The following is an 18,048-nucleotide window of genomic DNA, read 5'->3' on the forward strand; positions in this document are numbered from 1 at the left end:
TCACAAATCGTCGAAGATCGAGGTCTGCAGGATCACACGACGAATGCTGCGCTTGTCAGCGAGCGGGACCAGCCGTTCCTCCCCTGTATCCGCGGACCCCTGTTCTTCCGGGAGCTCGAACAGCACTCCGGCCGGCTCCACCTTCGTGCGCTTGAGGTCGACATATGTGCCGTAGTCAAGCGCGTAGATGTTGTACCTCAGCCCCGGGTTCTCCTTGTCGCTGTACCCCCGCTCGATCAGGTGCAGTAGCCGAAGGTCGAACAGGGACAAGATCATCGGGTGGTCGGCGTGCTCCCTCGACAGCATGAACATCTTCGTCTGGCGGCTGCCAATCACGTCGCGGATGATGCGCTGCAGCGCGGCGTGTTGCTGGTCCGACAGTGATGCAGATTTGTCCGTCTCATACCAGTCGCGGGCTGCCTCCTCTACCGAATGCAGGTCGATCTTCTGCCGGCCCGCACCGGTCGCCTTGAAGAACGCCGCACCGAAGATGCCGAGGAAGTCGCGGACTACCCCCTCACCGGCACGCACGAGCTCGACGAACGTCGCCCGCTCCGTGAAGAGCCGCGACCGGAATCCTGTGGCGTCCCGGATGCCATACTGAGCCAGCACTTCCGGGTCCAGCCCCGAGACCACGTGCCGGTAGAGCACGGCGGCGAAGATGCCCTCCACGCGATCTGGGTTGCGCTCGTACACGTAGAAGTCATCTAGGTCGAGGTTCGCCGTGATGTCCGGCCCGAGTTCAAAGCCCACGACGTTGCCACCCCCAGGCTGAGGCAGGTTGAAGCGCGACCGGTACTCCAAGGATCCGATCTTGACGGTGATGCGCTGCGACGGCAGCAGAGACCTCTTCAAGAACTCGGCGATGAAGGGCTGGAGGTCCGTGGGGATTGACGTCCACTCGTCGATGAGGAGGACGAGGTGGTCCACCTTCATCGCGGCGAGGGCCTGGTCGAGCACGTGGTAGATCTCGCTGTAGACGATGGTTTCGCGGAGCGCTTCCGTGTAAGCCACTTCGTCGGTGTTGGTCTGGCGACTGGCGGCGCCGATGCTCGCCTCGCCAGTGAGTCCGGCGGTGGATGCCCCCACCTTGAATCCGGCCTGAGCACCGTCCTCGAGCTGACGGATGGCCTTGACGTCCCGGCTGGTTACCTCGGCCGTCTTCTCGGTGATGTACCGCGCAAGCTCGCTCACCTCCGCGATACCGGTCCCATCGCGATCCGGGTCTGTGGCGATGTCCAGAAGGCGCCCCTGCAGCAGCCCGAGAAAGTCCTTGAAGAGCGCAATGCACCGGGGCGCGAGGGGTTGCGTCGGGTCCGTGAACATGTGGGCGCTGCCGAGGAGCCGGATGTCGAGGTAGATGTGGAAGACGTTCTCGGTCTCCTCCATCTCGGCGCCCAACACCTGCAACACGTGTGTCTTCCCGGTGCCGCGGCGACCGTAGAGAATCTGGTGGCCGAAGTTGGACACCTGTGGGAGCACGCCTGTCTCGACGTAGGTCTCTCGTAGAACCTCGGAACTGGCCTGCCGTTCAGATCGAGACACGATGCTGCTGACCGCGCGCACCATGCGCGCATCTTCGAGCAGGGAGTCACTCATACGTCCTCCAGGTAAGAGCGTGGCGCCGCTCACCCTACGTGGCGCCGACAACAGGACACCGAGACACGACGACCCCCGCGGGGCCGGAGCCACTGCCGGGTGGTGTGCCCCTCGACGCCGAGGGGCCCGTGCCCCACCCACCGGCCGTGCGATCTCCGCCGCTGCGGCGACGGCCCATTGGCCGGAGCCGCTGCGACGATCGTCGTGGCGTCGGGTCCGGCGGTGCGCGACCCCCCCAGTTCCCCAGCGGAGACCGGAGGCGCCGACGAAGCAGCATTGGCTTCTACCGCTCGCAACCCCCTCTCTGGCGCAGGCACAGCCATCCGGGCACCGGCTAGCCGAGGTCTTGAGCCTTCACCGAGGGGGCCTGCGACCGCCGCGGCGGTCGGTGCGGCATACTTGCGCTTGGCTGGGGCTGGGCGAACCACACGGATGTTGTCCCTATCGTTCTCCCTGTTAATGTCCCCACCCACCGGGCCTCTGGGGGGTCAGGACAAGCATTCCGACCTGCGGCCATCGGACAAACCCTGTCTAGCTGCTCACGTCCAGGGGAACGGCGCGCGTTGAGCTCGGAATGCTTCGCGGCTCAGCCGGAACGTGCGTGTAGCGACCGTCCTTTGGGTGCGCCCGGCGTCAAGGAGCCTTCCGCGGCTTCCGCGACCTCGCTCAGATCTGCCGAGCCCAGCGGATCCTCTGACCGGCGCGGGCTACCGAGCTGCGCTGCGACGGAAGGAAGCACCCGTCCTGTCCGGGCACCCCTTAGGTCAAGACCGAGCCAGGGCCGGCGGCGTTCTACGCCGGGTGGCGTCGGGTTCTGGAGGTGGCTGATCCGAAGGGATGGCAAGAGACCGTGAGCCGGTCACGCTGGAGTCAGAGACGTTGCCCCGTTGCCCTCCCGGACCCTCATCTCCCCGATGCGGAGCGCGCGCTCGCGTCTGTTTTGGTCAGCGACCATCCGGGCGTACACGACGTTCGACAGGCATCGTTTCAGGGACCGGATCGCCATCAGCGATGGCGTCCCACCGACCCTGCGGTCGTACTAGAACTCCCGCCCCGGGGTGCGGTTACGCATCTGCACGTCAGCCATGATGTGCAGCGTGCGGTTGACCTGGCGGTGGCCGGCACGAGAGAGCCGGTGGTGTCGGTTGCCCCGGAGAAAGCATCTAGCGGCGCGGTGCCATTCCACCAGGCGAAGCGGCCCTTGTCGCGAAAGCGGTGGAGGTCCCGGACGTCGGCCAGCAGCCGCGCAGCGCCGATTGGGCTGATCCCGGTCAGCTCCAACAGGGTCGAGCCACGCTCGAGGCCGAGCGCGGTCAGTTCCTTCTCCGCCGCTTTGATCTTGCGGTCGAGTGACAACAAGGAGGGCATTGCTACTTCGAGCACGACAATCCCCTTTCGAGCCACTCCTCGCGCGGTGCTCGACGAGAACGCATCCCATGAGAGAGCCACACCAATGACACGAGTGGGCAGCCGATGAAGAGAGCGTCAGGTCGAGCACCCGGACCGAACCTGGCCGGACACCGATTCTGCAACCAGTCCACGGGTCGCGTAGCCCACCGCCGGGGACGCGTCGGGTCTTCTCGTCGGTTTATTGTGGATTCAGGACGAGGAACCGCGCCTAACCTTCACGGCTCGTCTGACAAACATGGCGGTCAACACAACATATCCGATGCATACGACCCACATCTTCCAACCAAGGCCGAGCGCCGCCGCTGCTCCCGCGAGCACTGTAACTAGCGCAAACAGCGCCGCAACAAGAACTTCCCGGCTTGGAGCACCCATCTTCACTTCAAAGACTCCTGAACTTCTTTGACAACATGGAGGACTTAGACGTTCATCCACACGTTGAGATTGGCGAGGGAAACGGTCAGTGGATCTGCTGGCGGACCTTTACACTCACTTCCGGCATATACTCCACCGAAGTACGTCCCATAACCATACGCCGTTAGTGGGAGCCCCACCTCTGGCCCCGCCACGATCATACCGATTGCGGAAAGCAATGACAGAGCATCTCCCATTAGGCAGGGACCACTGAACTCCGCTGGCTGGGCGCGATACCCGACTGAAACGTATTGGGATCTACGGTTGGGCCTGCTGTATCTGCTTGTCTTTCGATACTGACGCCTGGCGTAGTTCGAGCCGTAATGCGCTCGGCGAGCAGAATAATTGTAGTTATACGTATAGTGGCGCCGACCCCCATAATAGTGCCAAGTATAGCTGTAATTCCTGTACTTTCCAGTTACATCGTTAGCATTAACAGGGTCCTGAGGATAGGCATATTCAGTCGTGTTTCCTGCGTCGACGGGGTCGAGCGAGGTGAAGAGGCCGCGGGTGGGGTTGTAGAGGCGCACGCCCATGAGGGTCAGCCCGGCGGCTTCTGTGGGGGTGGCGCGTTGCTTGAGGCCGAGCCAGCCGTAGCCGATGGTCCCCGCCACGCCTGCCTCTGCGGAGGTGCTGGTGGTGGAGGTGGGTGCGCCGTACTCGGTGTAGTCGGCCCAGCCGTTGATGCACACGGCAGGGGTGGACTCGTCGGTGCCGGCGGGGATGGTGACGGTGGTGACAGCGTCGCCGTGGGGGTTGCCCAGGGTGAGGGTGGCGCTGCCGTAGGTGGCCTGGTTGGTGGAATCGGCGTTGATCTGGGCGCCGAGGTTGCCGTCGAGGCTCTCGGTGTAGCGGGTGGTGACGGCGGGCTGTGCGGTTCCGGTGGCGTCGACGGTGGTGACGTCGGTCCAGGCGGGGTTGTCGGAGTTGTCGGTGTAGTGGCGCACCGTGGTGGTCGTGTTGGCCGCGCCGGCTGCTGCGCCGGTGGGTCCGGTGACGGAGGTGGTGCGGCGCTGCTGCTCGTCGAGGGTGTAGGTCGTCGTCGTGGAGGAACCAGAAGCGCCTTGGGTGATGGTGTGCGCTAGGTCGGTGTCGTAGTAGCCGAGGGTGATGTCGCCCTTGCTCGGGTCGGGGGCGTCAGCGGCCGGGATGGTGGTCTGGCGTCCGAGCGGGTCGTAGCTGTACGCGCCGGGGGTGTTCGTGCCGGTATTCCCGCCACTGATCGGGCGGTCCGCGGTGTCGTACGCGTACGTGGTGGCGGTGTGAGTGTCGACGGTGCCGGTGCAGTTGCCGTCGTTGTGCGTGTCGACCGTGAGGCTGGTGCGGTTGCCATTGCTGTTGTTGTTGGCGTTGGGGTTGGCGTCGAAGCCGTAGTTGCGGACGGTGCACGGCAGGGCCTCGGAGGCGGTGGTGGTGGGGTCGGCCTCGGCGCCGCGGGCGGCGGCGATGCGGTCGGTGACGCGGGTCAGGCGTCCGGCGCGGTCGTAGCTGTAGGCGCGGTCCGCGGCGCGGGCATCGCCGACGCCGGTGGGGGCCTGGATGTTGGCGGGGTCGGTGACGCCGGGGTTGCCGTCGAACGCGGCGGACGGGCCGTTGTACTCGGCGACGACCTTGCCGGTCTCGTCGCGGTCCTGGGTCCAGGCCAGCCACGTCCCGTGTGGGTCCACCGTGGTCGGGGTGTAGGTAGGCGGGTCGGTGCTGGTGTCCGTGGTGTAGTTGGTGACCTGGCCGGTGTAGTTGACCTCGGTCGCCTGGCCGGCCTCGTCGTGCTGCCAGTTTTGGGTGAGCCCACCTGGCATGGTCTCGGCCGCCAGGGCGCCGGTGTCGTCGTAGGCGCCGGTGTAGGTCAGCAGGTTGGTGCTGGCCGTGTCGGTGGTGTCCTTCCGGGTGACGGTGACCTTGGTGACCAGACCGCGGCGCTCGAGTGCGTGGTTGGCGTCGGTGCCGTCGTAGGTGTACCGAGTGATGCCCATGTTCTTCGGGTCGGTGACCGCCGCGACGTGACCAGCTGGGTCGTAGCTGGTGGTCGTGGTGTCGCCTTGGCTGGAGGTGGTCGAGGTGGTGCGGCCCCAGCTGTCGACGATGCTGCTGGACGCGGCCCCGGTGGGGTTGCCGTTGGCGTCGACGGGGGTGGTGCCGGTGGCGATCCCCGTCTTCGCGTCGTAGTTGGTCTTCGTCCCGGGCAGCGGACTCGAGGACGCCAGCCCAGTAACGGCCGTCTCCGTAGTGTCCGGGCGCCCGTCGAGCAGGTACGTCGCGTTGGTGGTGCGCACGACCGCGCCGGAGGTCTCGAGTGTGGTCGAGGGTGCCAGCAGGTAGGAATAGGCCTTCACAACGCTGTCCGGGAGGGTGGACCCGGCGGGCTGCGCGGCCTTGCGGGTGTGGCAGACGAGGCCGGCCCAGGCGCCCGACTGGCACGTGGAGGGGTCGTCCTTGCCGGTCGTGTACGTGTAGTAGTCGGTCAGGGTGGTTCCGGCGCCGGCTGCGGGCAGCCCGTTGGGGCTGGTGGACTCGGATGGCTGGCGGGCCTCAATGGTGCGGCCGTGCGCGTCGTAGTAGGTGACGGCGACGAGGTCGCCGGTGTTCTCGGTGCCGGACAGGTCCATGTCGGTGACGGTCTTGGTGGGCCGGCCGAGGGTCCAGCCGGAGTCCGGGTCGGTGAGAGCGCCGGACTTTGAGGCGTATCCGGTCAGGGTGCGGGAGATGACCGGTGCGGTCGTGCTGGCGGGCGGCGTGTTCTCGGTCGAGTCGGCGGCGTATGTGGTGACCGTAGTGGGCAGGGCGTAGCCCCTCTGGTCCGCGGCGGCCGTCGCCGTGGCGGGGTTGAGCCCGCTGTTGGGGGCGGCCTGGTCGTAGTCGGTGTGCGTCCGGGGCCGGATCGGCAGCCGCGTGCCGGCCTTGGGGCCTTCGGTTAGCGTGACGGTCCGCCTCGGGGCGTAGACGTCGGTGACAACCGCGCCGGCCGGGGTGTGGGCCGGCTGCCCGGGCAGCGGGGCACTGGTGGTGGAGTCGCTGTTGTAGATCGTCGTGGTTCCGAGCGGGGCAACATTGTCGCGCGTACCGGCCGCGGCGTCGGCGAGGATCGTGGCGGTGGCGTGGGTGTCGAGGGTGAAGACGACGTTGCCGAGCTGGTCGTAGTCGGTGTAGCCGTACAGCCACTTGTCGGCGCCGAACGTGGCGGTGTTTGTGGTGTAGCCCTGGGCGTCGGTGTACGACAGGTCTGCGTAGGTCCAGTCGATGCCAGTCCCGGCGCCGGTGAGCGCGTCCGGGACGGGACCGGTGTAGTCGGGTCCGAACACCGCGGCCGCGTACGTCGGGGCAGCGTCTTGGCCCCACTTGGCGACCGTGCCGGCGCTCAGGTCGGGGACGGTGGTGCCGGCGGCGGCGTTGCTGTTGCTCGGGGCGGCGCCGTAGACGAATCGGGCCAGGCTGGTGGAGCCGCTGCCGGATGGGTTGGCGCGGGTGACGGCGGTGACCTTGAGCTGGCTCGTGCCGGACGGCGCGGCGTAGCTGATCGTGAACGGGGCCAGGCCCGGCGGGGTGACGCCGGTGATCTCGTTGGTGGAGCCGTACGTGTAGCTAGTGGCGAGGTTGGAGCGGGGGTCGGTGATCTTCGCGAGCTGTGAGCTGGCGTTGTAGCTGTAGCAGGCCACGGGGATGGACGCCATCGTGCCGGCGGCAACCGAGGTCGTGCCCCCGGCGCAGTCCGTGACCGTCAGTTTCTCGGGCGCCCAGGCCTCGAGGTTGACCTGCGTGAGCTGCCCGGTGCTCCCGTAGACCAGACGCAGCGCGCGGCAGCCGGCCTTGACCGTGCCCGTGTCGGGGCAGTCGGTGGCGGTCATGCCGTCCGGCAGCGGCGCGAGGATCCGGGTGACCCGGCCCGTGGCCTGGTCGATGGTCATGGTGGTGGTGGCGCCACCGGCCTCGGCGACGCTGTTGGCCGTGAACAGACCTGGGCTGCCGCTCTTGGGGTAGCTCGAAGGCGTCGACGGCCTGAAGGTCGTGACGGTGCCGTCGGCTTCGGTGAGCTTCAGTTGGGTGTCGGCGAACAAGCCTGAGACGGAGAAGGTGGTGCCGCTCAGGCGGGTGTCGTCGTTGGAGGGGATCCAGGTGCCGGTGGTGAAGTTGTCGCTGGTGCGGCGCAGCCCGGCGCTCGTGGCCTGGTAGACCAGCGCGGTGCCGTCCTCGTCGATGAACTGCAGGGTGCCGTCGTCGCGGGTTCCGTCATAGGGGACGAGGCGGCCAAGTCCGGCGTCGGAGCCGCCGATGGAGGCGCTCCAGCCGGGCCCGAACACCGACGCCGCCGGCGGCACGTATGCGCTGGGCAGGTTGGCGTAGGTCGAGTGCGACCGGGACAGGGACAGCGTGCCGGTGTATCCGGGGATGCTCACGTCGGTCGCGCTGGTGTTGAACTCGCCGGTGAACAGTGCCACCTGGCCGGGGCCGGCGGTCTGGGTCGGGAAGCCGTTGCCGAACGCGTGCGGGACTCGGAGCACGCTCGCGGGCGCGGTGTCGTACGTGCATTGGACGGTCGTGTCGTAGGACAGGCACACCTGCACGTCGAGCTTGATGGGTGCCCGGCTGGTTGTCTGGGTTGCCTGGCCGCCGGTGGCCGGGTCGACCTTGGAGACGTCCCACACACCGTTGACCAGTTCACTGCCATCGGCGGCCTGCGTCACCGGCATCGGGGTGGGGTCGGAGTGCCAGTCGGTGCCGGTCGCGCCTTGAGACGAGCCGGAAACGCGCCACTTCAGCGCGGCGGTCACGGTGGTCGCGACGCTCGTGGTGGACGCCGGTGGCCCGGTGACGGTGATCTTGATCGGCCCGGTCGCGGGAGTCGCAGTGTTCGGGGCCGGGTAAGTCATGGCGGCGGCACCGACACCGAAGCTGTACGTGGTGTGTGCCGACTCAAGCCCGGCCCTCGACATGCTCCAGTGCTCGATCGTGTGCCGGCCGTTGGTCGTGGCCACCGATACCGCCAGCGGGGATGCACCGGTCAGGGGGGTGTTGAGGTTCTTGCCGTCGATGATCGCGTACACGGTGGCCGGTGCGGACGGGGTGCCGGTGTCCGTAGCCGTGAGGGTGCATGAAGCGTTGGGGCCGGCAGGCTTCGTCTGCCACTGCCCGTCCGGATACCCGGTGCAGATCGCGGTAGACGGCGCGGGCTTGGTGGCCGCGGTCTTGAACTGCGTCCACGGCGACCACGCCCCGTTCCACAGGCCCTGGTCATCCTGGACCTTCGTGCGGGCGTAGTACGTCGCGTTGTCACCCAGCGGGCTGGACAGGGTGCACGACGCGCTCCGCCCGGATGCCGTGGACGCGGCAGCACAGGAGGCGACGCCCGCCGTGGCGGTGCCGTCGGTGTTGTTCGTGTGGACCTCAGTCGTCATCGTGACGTTGTTGCCGTCCGGGTCCGTCGCGGTCGAGGTGAACGTCGGCGTCAGCGTCGCGGCATACCACACACCTGATGAGCTCTGCCCCGCCCCGCCGAGAACGGGAGCACCGGCAACGTTGGGCTTGCGGTCATACGTCAGCGTGAACTTCGGCGGGTTCGCGCCCTCCATCGAGGAGAACTTCTTCCACCCGTTGCTGTCGGTCTCCGACGCGGCCTTGAGCAGCACCGCCGTCGAGGTCACCGCCGTGTTCGTCGACAGCGCCTGGAACAACGACGTCATCGGCACATTCACCCACCCCGCACCACAGCCCGAGGAGAAGCCCTTCGCCACGTTCACCGAGCCCCACACCGTTGTACCGGAACCCGGTTGGGCCGTCCACCGGGTACTCGTGGTCGCCGGCGACGCGTTGAAGACGTTCATCCCCGCCGCCGTGCACGAATAGGACCACGTCTCGTAGACCGACAGCTGCGCCGACTCCACCTTCAGGTTGTGGAACCCCGTAATCGGGAAGTTGATGTAGGACCGGGCGACCGAGGAGCCGCCGTCGAAGGTGCCGACCTTCAGCTCGGTCGAGGTCGACTGGTCGGTGCTGTACGTGTTCTCCACCCACGTGTCGAACGAGGGCGTCACCGTCATCGACGCGTACGTCGGGTCGATCGTCACCGGGAACTTCCGGGCCGGGTCCGCGAGCCACGCCAGGTCCGGGGTCACCGTCAGCATCGCGTGACCCGGGTTCGTCTGGGCCGCGGAGAGCTTCACCGGGGATACGCTCGCCGGGTCGCCCGAGTGCGGGTCGACCTGCGCGTCCCACGCCGTAGCTGGCGGGATCGTCGAGACCTGCTTGCCCTTGCCGTCCATGAACGCGATCCCGCCATCGGCGGTGGCTTTCGCGGTCAGGCCCTTGATCTTGAGCGGGATCGAGAACGAGCCGCCGGCGCCGCCCGCCGATGCGGCCGCGGCGAGCTGGTCCGCGGCGGCGCGGTCCTTGATGACGAAGTCCTGCTCGAACCCGGACGGGCGCACGCTCACCCGCACATCCACCCCGGGCAGCACGTTCGGGTACGTCGCGGTCCGGCCGGCCAGTACCGGCGCCGGCAGCTTCACCTTCCCGAAGCCACCACCGAGCGCCCACGACACCGACCGGCCCGCGCCGTGGTCGAGGGACGTGACATCGGTGCCTGCCGCCCCACCGGCCGACAGGTGCACCCCGGGGCCTCCGGCGGCCGGCACCACGTCGGCGCCGGCGGCCTTCAGGTCCAGGTCGATCGGCTGCCAGTGCCCGGAGGCGTCCTTGAACCGGACCGGCGCCGCAGAGACCTCGCTCGTGCGCGACCCGTCCGGGTTGACCCACGTCGTCGTCGTGTCGGTCCGCTCCGACAGCGCCTCCACCCGGACCCCTTGCGCCCGCGCCGCGACCCGCGCCGACACCAGGTCAGCCGCCTGCGTCACGCGCGCCTTGGCAGGAGCCGCATGCGGCAGCACAGCAGCCGCACTTACCGGGATCGCCGAAGCATCCACCGCGGAAGCATCAACAACCAACACCGCCGCGACCGCAACCGTCGATGCGCACAGCCGAGCCCAACGCCCTGAGAACCACACAGCACTGCCCCTGTCTCGGCCATCGGCCGACCATGTGCGTTCCCTCAAAGGACGCCGGACGGAGCATGTCGGTCAAAGCACCCAAAGCGCCATCTTCTTGGGTAAGACATTGCCGAACTGCCAGTTACCGCTCAGACAAGCGCCGCCTGTAGGTGTTCTCTGAAAGAGAGCTGTGTGATCTGGCCGTGGCTGTGGTGAAGCCAGAGCCCATCGAGCGGTCTTTTCGGCCTCCACCGCGGTTTGGCTAGTTGCGGCTGTGCGCGGAGGCCGGTTGCTCGCCGAACGTGTGGTTCGGTCACCTCGGCCACGAGCTAGAGGCCGCAGCAGGCACGCCAGTCCAGACGTACCGGGCACCTACACTCCCCGGCATGATCGATCTGCTCGTGAATACAGCGGTGTCCATCGCCGCGAGTCTGGGGTTGTGGGCGCTACTGCCACGCGGAGTCGTTCTCACCCGAGCAGTCCGATCGCACAACCACCACGGGGAGCCGGTGGGCAGCACGTGGAATTTGCGGAACGACTCGGCCCTGCCGATCCGCATCCGCTCCGTTCGGGTCACCGGCCTCTCTACGTTCAACCATGCGACGGAGCAGCAGCGAGAGATCGAGCTGCCCTTGGCTGGGGACCGGGCAGACGGTGCATCGCTCTCGTTTGACCACAGCACCCTGGAGACCCTTCTGTACGTACACCACCGCAGCTGGAAAGGGGTGACGATCCCTCCAGGGGACACGCTTCAAGCGGTTGTCCCCAACATGCACGGCCTGCGGATCAAGTACCGGCGTGCGGGGTGCTTCGGCATTCTCGAGCGGCGCGAGATCGTGATCAGCGGAGGCATCTGAACCCGACTGGACTTTTCCTGCTCGTCGAGCGCCTCTGACTGTGGATCAGTTGCAATGCCGGGAGAAACAGGCTCTACGGGAAGGGCGACAGCACCCTCGCGGTGGCGTTCACCCTCGGGGACGGCGGACTGCGGAGGAGGCGGCATCTAGGTCATCGCCGCGCTCGAGTCGGCGGCCGAGGTCGGCCCACTGCTCGTCATCGAGCTCGTCACGAAGGGGGGCCAGTGCCTCTGCGAGGTCGGCCTGCTCGGCCAGAGCGGTAGCCCACGGGGCACCGCTCCATTTCCCCGGGGGTGGCGGCGCCTGCCTGAGGTCGCTCGCCCAGCGGCGCAGCTCGACCGAGCTCATGCGCATCTGCTGATGCACCGCCGCCCGGCGCGTCTCCCCCTCCACCCGCCTACCGTGCTCCCCGCAGCCCCGTCCCGGCAATCCCCCACCCCTACTCGGCCTGCTTCCTCCTCCACGTTCTGGTCAGCAGTGGCGTTCCTCGACCAGGTGCCGCCAGCCGATGGCTGCCGGCCAGGCGGGGCGCAGGTTCGCGAGGGCCCGACTCCCCGCTACGACGGGCGCGCCCCGGGCGGGCCGGGGCCTGCAAGCAGCGCCCTTCGAGCTGGGGGCGTGCGGGGCTCGGAGAAGCCCGGCCAGATCTGGGGACGTCGAGCTGGGACTGTTACACCGCAAGGCGGGCCACACCGTGCTGGTCCTTTCCAGCGCCACCCGAGCCCGGAACCTGCATGTCGGCACGACTGTCGTGGGTGCCGCGCACGGCGTTCTTCAGGTCAGGTCACCTAGCCGGTCATCGACGAGCCTGCGAGGGGATTCGGCGCGCTGCTGCCAGTAGGAGACGACGAGACTCGCGTGCTGTTGGACTGCCGCTGCCGACCAGTCCTTGTTGTCGGTCTCCAGCTCGGTGGCGAAGTCGATCAACTCGCCGGGCTCGAGCCGGCTCGCCCACGGAAACGCCCTCACGAGCGCGACCGCGTGGGCCCGGGTCCTTCCCGAACTGGCCATCCCAACATCATGGCCGATGCCCCGGACGGTGCCAGCCTGATCGCGGACGGGCGGCGCGGCCCGTGCACCCGCCGCTCCCCAGCGGGGGCAGTGGCGGGCACCACGCCTTCCGCAGGCCGTGACCCCGCCAGAGCGCATCGCGTGTGGCGGTGGCGCATCCGGCAGGGTTCTGGGGCTCCTCCTTCCGCTGTACGCGTCGGGGTCGTGGCAAACGGAGCGGCTCCAGCGCGGATGGGCCGGCTCATCACCTCCTTTCGTGGCCCACCGCGCTCGGGACCGCCGCGCACACCACCGCGCAACGGGTCTGCGCTGTGGTTGCCGCAGTGCGGTCTGATCATCTGTTCACGTTTCAAGTGGCCACCCCACCGGGACCTTCGCCGCGAAACGGCGCGCGTACCGGGGGTGCTGACCACCGTTCCGCGCCCGCGGGCGCGCGCAATCCCCGCCGGCGCAACGGCCAGACCCACGGTCGTCGCTGGGATGCAAGCGCGTGACGTTCCATCGCACCCGTCGGATCCAGCCCCGAGCGGCCGCGCCGTTCCCGAGGCGCTCGAGTTCCTCAGGCAGTGGCGATCGAGTCGAGCCACCGGCTGGTGACGTCGGCCGAGCGCGCCACGTACAAGGTGAGCTCGGCACGCAGCGGGGACCCCCGCAGCCGGGCCCGGCAGGCGGGGAGCCTGCCCAGCCCGTCGACGTGGGCGACGAGATCACGCAGCTGACCCGACATCGCCTTGGTCAGAGTGCCGACCCGTCGACCGCCGAGGCGAACCTCGATGGCCTCGAACGGGGTGGAACGCGGGGTCCGGGCCTCCTGCACCAGGTGCAGGGTCACCACGAGGTACCGCTCGCGGTCGCTGACGAAGGGGCGCAACACGTCCATGTGTTCGTCTTCGCCCGTGACCTGCACCGCCCGGCCCGCCGGCAGCACCTGGAAGGGAGCCTCCGGGAAGGCATTGAACGGCTGCACACCGTGCACCGGCGGCAGCCACACCGTCGCACTCGCTGCGATCTGGCCGTCGTCGTCGGCGCGCGCCCAGACCCGCGCCGGGACCGACAGATGCGCGCCCTCCTCCGCCAGGTCCGCCAAGGCGGCGGTGTACTCGGCGGCCGTGAGGCGGGGCAGGAAGCCGAGCATCTGACCGCTCACCCACACCCCGACCGCGTTCGGGTCGTGCGGGTTGGACGGGTCGATCGCCAGCTCAGCCGCAAGGTCCCGCAGCTCCTGCCCGTACTCGGTGATCGTTGCCCCGCGGCGCTTGTACAGGGCGCGGAAGGCGTCCTGATGGAACCACTCCCCCGCAACCTCGCATGGCCGCGTGCTGACCGCCCACGCTTCCACCGCCGCCCCGACCGGGGACGCGGGCGCATGCTCCCCGGATCGCGCGCCCGGGGGCGACGTCGGCGTCGCAGTCCCCGTCTGGGGTGGGATCGCCACCGGCGGGGCAGGGAATGACGGCTGCGGCGCGAACCCGGTCACGGGCTGACCCACAGGTGGCATCCGGGCCGCCAACGGCGCCGGCGCCAGCGGCTGAGAGGAGTCCGTGCCGGTCCGGGGGCGCCGTGACACCGGCCACGGGATCGTGCCCGGCGGCAGGGCCAAGAACAGTCCGAGCAGCCCGAAGACCAGGACCGGACCCCAGTCACGGTTGGAACCAGCGCCCAGCACTTCCACCAGGCACATCGCCGCCCAGAACCGGCGTCTGCGCCACCACTTCGGCTTGGCCAACTTCGTCGTCCCCTGACGGTCAACGCGCCCTCGAACGGGTCCAAGGGGAACCCTGACGCAACCTGCATACATAAGCACGTTCACCGCCGTCGAGGGAAAGATCGCCCGATTCCTTCCCTCCGAGTGCTCGACTCGTCGACCCGGCGATGGGGTGGTCGACCGGCACACTCACACCACGTCCCCGGGGGCTCGCTCTTCTGGTGCGTTTCCGACCCCCAAGGAGGTCCCCGCGGAGTGCACTCGCAGACGGGCGCCGAACCGCCGTCCTCTGTACTGGCTGCGAGGTGGGGCAGATGCGCGCGCCTTGCGGTGCAGCGCCGTCGGGCGTTCCCGGTGCGGGGTCGAGACGCGCTCCGGCGGCCATACGGATGCCCGGTCTGACCGGGCACCGGTCGGGTGCCTCCTGCGCTGAGCACAAGCGCGGACCCCGCCAACTGCCGCTGGCGGGGTCCGTCTCTTGTAGGTGGGTTGGGTTGGTGATCTCGGGTTGGCGAGGCCGGGCGTGGAGGGAGGCGGTGTCACCCCCGGCTTCGGCGGGACATGGTGTTGGAGTTGTTCAGCACGGCTGCGGCCAGCCAGTCGAGCTCCTGCCCTCGAAGGCTGTCGGAGGCGGCGCGGCCGTGGATCGGCAGGGTCGTCTTGAACCAGGCGTTGTAGGACTCGGCGTCGTTGCGGCGGGAGTAGAACGGGGTGAACTCCGCGTCGCGGCGCGCCAGGGGCCGCAGCTCGCTTCCGGCCGGGTCGACACGTTCCGGTGACGGGGTGTCCGGGGCGCCGCGATCGGCGCGCGGCTCCCAGGTGTGGGTGAAGGGCATCGCCCCGTGGTCGCAGGGAATGACGTACTCATTGCGGCGACCCCAGCGCCCGTGGGCCGTCTTGAAGGCAGTGCTGGACTGGCACGGCAGGTGGGCCTCCTTGACGGGGTACTCCTCGGTCGGGTGGCTGCCGACGGTGTAGAGGCTGCCGTCGTCGACGACGAGCTCGTGGCGGCAGAGGCCGTCGTCGGTCAGGTGCGTGACCGGCGTGAGGTAGTAGGTCTTTCCGTAGGAGGCGCGCAGGCTCCCGTTGGGGCTCGCGTACACGTTGGTCCCGACGGGCGCCGGATCGGTGCCGGCGTGGATCTTGGCCAGGCGGTCGTAGCGCAGCAGCCGGATGGTGTCCGCCGAGCGGTTCGCGCCCAGCTCGACCGCCAGCCGTCGGGCTCGTTCTTCCTGCATGCTCTTGCGCAAGGTGAACCGGGACCGCCCGTCCGGGGAGTCGGCCGGCTCCTCCTTCGCATTGGCCCCGTCGGAGATCTTCTCCTCACCGCGTGCGACGGCCTTGCCGAAGACCTGGATGCGGTGGCGAGCCATCAGGTAGTCGACGGCCCAGCCGGTCACCGCCCGGTCCCACACCACCGAGTGCACCCCGTCCTTCGCCCGGGCCGCGACGGCGTCGATGATCTCCAAGGCCGGCCACAGCTCGGCGCGCATCGCGGTCGCGGTGCCGAGCACGATCCGACCCCACGCGGTCCAGGTGTGGACGCTGACCATGTTGACGCCCCGGGCGATCTTGCCGTCCTCGCTCATGTCCGAGTAGAAGCTCTGGATCCTGGGCTTCCCGGTTTTGCAGCGGCTGCCGAGGGGGATCCTGTCGCCGGTGGGATCCCAGGGGTCGGCCATGGTCCGGACCTTGCTGTACGGAGCGATGTCGGTGCCATCGCCGTAGATCATGTGCTCCTCCGCGGGACGGGTGAAGGAGCACTCCTTGCCGGGCAGCAGGTTCCCGTGGTCCCAGGCCTGGCCCAGGGCACACCGGCGGAACATCTCCTGCAGCGCGGGCAGCAGGTCAAGGTCGAGCAGGCGCCGCTTGTCGATCAGGCGCTGCTTGAAGTGGTCGAGCTGGTCGCGGTTCGGCGGCCGCAGGGGCAGCCGGTCACCGCCGGTCATGGCGGCGTAGTTCTCGCTGATGGTCTGCCAGGTGCTCTTGACCTCGAGCGCGCGCAGGAGCCGAGGGGCCGAGCCGGCGGCCCGCTCCGCCACGATCAGCCCCCAGAACAGCGCTGCCGGGAACGCGGACTTGCGTCCGCGGGTGCGCGCCGCGTCCATGGCGGTCTGGATCACCTCTCCCATCATGTAGGTGGTCTTGAACAGGAACACGTCCGTGATCTGCTCGTGCACAGCGATCGCGCTGGTGCCGGAACGGTTGACGCGCTTGGTCTCCGGTGCGTAGGGCACGTGGGTCTCCTTGGTTTGTTGGGACGCGCCGACAGCGCCGACGCGCACAGCAGCAGCTCAGGGCCGGGTAGCCCTGAGCAGGGGTGGTCAGGGCGGGGCCGACAGGCCCGGCGCCCCAGGAACTGCGGCATCCGGGACAGCGAGCTGTTCAGGCGCACCTGTGTCGCCGACAGCCGCTGTTCGAAGGCCGCACTGCAAGTCTGCTTCGGCACCCCGACCGCGCACATCATCAAAAATCGGTATTTCCGCCTCATCAATTTCCGGTAGGCGTCCTCAAAAACCGGTGGGCCCCGCCCCTCCCAGACATCCGAGAAGCCGTCTGCGCCTGGTGCGGTGCACCCGCGGATGACGTCTGTGTGACGGCGGGCACACGACGAACCTGGCCCTCCCCCCTCGCGGTTCTCCCCACCCGCAGTACTGCCGTCGCACGGTCACTCGGTCGCCTCCGCAGTCCATGCGCGCCCTGGGGACCCGGCGGCCACGCGTCCCTGGGAACCGGCGGTCACGCGTCCCCGGCTCGCAAAGCCTCCGCGGCCGTGTGCGCCTGCGATACCCCGCGCCGCGGCTGGCCCTCCCTAGGGGGGTGCCGAGCGGTGTTGGCCGGGCGCGCCGATTGCGCCTGGGTTCACCCGCCGGACCTTCCTCCTCACCAGCGTCCACTACGCCCGAGGAGAACCCCCATGAACGCCACCACTGCCACCACCACCGGCACCCCCACCCTGCAGACGGTCATGCTGAACGAGGCCGTCGAGATGGTGTGGGACCTCGACGACAGGTGGGGCATCGTCCCCCCTGCCGCCCACGAGGAGCTGCGCGGTGACCTGCAGACACTCCTCACCGTCGCCGGCGGCTTCACCGTGGCCACCAAGACCGGCAACACCGCCGCCATCGACAACGTCGGCCAGCTCGTCACCCACCAGAAGCAGCTGATCGCCGCCCTGTCCGGAGTCGCCACCAAGCACGTCACCGACGACCTGGTGACCGAGGAGGCGACGCCGGTGCACCACTGGCGCAACCTCGTGCTCGTCGTGGTCATCGCCGCCGCCGCCAGCTACCGCAGCAGCACCGCCGCCATCGACGAGCTCGTCAAGGGCGCTCCCCGCCTGACGACGTGCACCATCAGCGAGCGCCGCCCGTTCACCGACGTCGAGGTCCTGCTCATGCGCAGCTACGTCGCCGCGACCTACCGCCCCGGCGACCGGAGCGCCAGCGTGTACGCGCTGGTCGACGCGGGCATGACCCCCGGGGAGACCACCAAGGTCACCCTCGACGACATCGACGACATCGACGACATCGACGACATCGACGACCTCGACGAGCTCGACGACCTCGAGTACTCCTCCGTCCCGTACATCCACGCTCCGGGCAACGAGCACGTCGTGGCGCGCTACCTCGGCCTCGACCGCTTCGGCAAGCGCGTGCTCGGCGCCCACAATCGCCACGCCTTCTCGGGTCAGCGCCGGCCCCCGATGACCGCCCAGCTGACGTACATCCCGCGCAAGAACCTGCCCGGTAGCAAGGAGGCCACGTCCTCGGCGCAGAACGTGATCAGCAACCTGCTCAAGCACCTCGGGCTTTGGCACGCCGACACCACCGCCTCGAGCCTGACACAGTGGCGCATCCAGAGCGAGTGGAAGTCCCACGGAACGGAGCTCGCACTTGAGGTATCCGGGCGCCACTCCCTGCCCCAGATGTGCGAGGCCCTCAAGGTCGAGCCCGCCGCCGTGCGGCGCACCGCCCCGGGGCGTGGCGACTTCAACGTCCCCGACTGAGCCACGAGCCCGCTGCCGCATCGAACTCAACCCGCAGCGGCGCCAAGGCCTCGCCAGTTCTGCCGGCAA

The 18,048-nt window shown here is 68.6% G+C and carries 9 protein-coding genes; 2 read left to right on the forward strand and 7 right to left on the reverse strand.

Annotation, left to right across the window (positions count from 1 at the left end):
• The 3 genes from AC1DIW_RS17780 to AC1DIW_RS17790 form a co-directional block, all read right to left on the reverse strand.
• On the reverse strand, positions 1-1,599 hold the full coding sequence (locus AC1DIW_RS17780; protein WP_478109851.1) for an ORC-CDC6 family AAA ATPase: 1,599 nt from the start codon (positions 1,597-1,599) through the stop codon (positions 1-3).
• A 1,005-nt stretch (positions 1,600-2,604) separates the two neighbouring features.
• On the reverse strand, positions 2,605-2,982 hold the full coding sequence (locus AC1DIW_RS17785; RefSeq protein ID WP_478109852.1) for a transposase: 378 nt from the start codon (positions 2,980-2,982) through the stop codon (positions 2,605-2,607).
• Positions 2,983-3,425: 443 nt separating this feature from the next.
• The gene (locus AC1DIW_RS17790) at positions 3,426-10,334 is read right to left on the reverse strand and encodes a hypothetical protein (protein ID WP_478109854.1); all 6,909 of its coding nucleotides are present in this window, start codon (positions 10,332-10,334) and stop codon (positions 3,426-3,428) included.
• Positions 10,335-10,783: 449 nt separating this feature from the next.
• On the opposite strand from AC1DIW_RS17790, the gene AC1DIW_RS17795 reads away from it, so the two are divergent.
• Complete coding sequence (locus AC1DIW_RS17795) at positions 10,784-11,254, forward strand: hypothetical protein (RefSeq protein WP_478109856.1); 471 nt, start codon at positions 10,784-10,786, stop codon at positions 11,252-11,254.
• 108 nt (positions 11,255-11,362) lie between these two features.
• Here the strand turns inward: AC1DIW_RS17795 and AC1DIW_RS17800 are convergent, their stop codons facing one another.
• The 4 genes from AC1DIW_RS17800 to AC1DIW_RS17815 form a co-directional block, all read right to left on the reverse strand.
• Positions 11,363-11,602 (reverse strand): hypothetical protein, encoded by a 240-nt coding sequence (locus AC1DIW_RS17800; protein ID WP_442280437.1) that lies wholly within the window; start codon positions 11,600-11,602, stop codon positions 11,363-11,365.
• 426 nt (positions 11,603-12,028) lie between these two features.
• Positions 12,029-12,265 (reverse strand): hypothetical protein, encoded by a 237-nt coding sequence (locus AC1DIW_RS17805; protein ID WP_442280436.1) that lies wholly within the window; start codon positions 12,263-12,265, stop codon positions 12,029-12,031.
• Positions 12,266-12,824: 559 nt separating this feature from the next.
• A complete protein-coding gene (locus AC1DIW_RS17810; RefSeq protein WP_442280435.1) occupies positions 12,825-13,604 on the reverse strand; it encodes a hypothetical protein in 780 nt (259 codons plus the stop codon).
• A gap of 905 nt (positions 13,605-14,509) precedes the next feature.
• Entirely contained in the window at positions 14,510-16,207 is a 1,698-nt protein-coding gene (locus AC1DIW_RS17815) for a DcrB/PsbP domain-containing protein (RefSeq protein WP_442280434.1), read from the reverse strand.
• A 680-nt stretch (positions 16,208-16,887) separates the two neighbouring features.
• Here AC1DIW_RS17815 and AC1DIW_RS17820 point away from each other — a divergent pair.
• Positions 16,888-17,979, forward strand: a complete 1,092-nt coding sequence (locus AC1DIW_RS17820; RefSeq protein WP_478109859.1) for a hypothetical protein — start codon at positions 16,888-16,890, stop codon at positions 17,977-17,979.
• The last annotated feature ends 69 nt before the right edge of the window (positions 17,980-18,048 follow it).

It is taken from the genome of Terrabacter sp. 01T434, from assembly GCF_056398545.1.

Excerpts from the sequence above, each read along its gene's own strand:
- AC1DIW_RS17780 (WP_478109851.1), bottom strand. The coding sequence starts at position 1,599 with ATGAGTGACTCCCTGCTCGAAGATGCGCGCATGGTGCGCGCGGTCAGC.
- AC1DIW_RS17795 (WP_478109856.1), top strand. The coding sequence starts at position 10,784 with ATGATCGATCTGCTCGTGAATACAGCGGTGTCCATCGCCGCGAGTCTG.
- AC1DIW_RS17800 (WP_442280437.1), bottom strand. The coding sequence starts at position 11,602 with ATGAGCTCGGTCGAGCTGCGCCGCTGGGCGAGCGACCTCAGGCAGGCG.
- AC1DIW_RS17805 (WP_442280436.1), bottom strand. The coding sequence starts at position 12,265 with ATGGCCAGTTCGGGAAGGACCCGGGCCCACGCGGTCGCGCTCGTGAGG.
- AC1DIW_RS17820 (WP_478109859.1), top strand. The coding sequence starts at position 16,888 with ATGAACGCCACCACTGCCACCACCACCGGCACCCCCACCCTGCAGACG.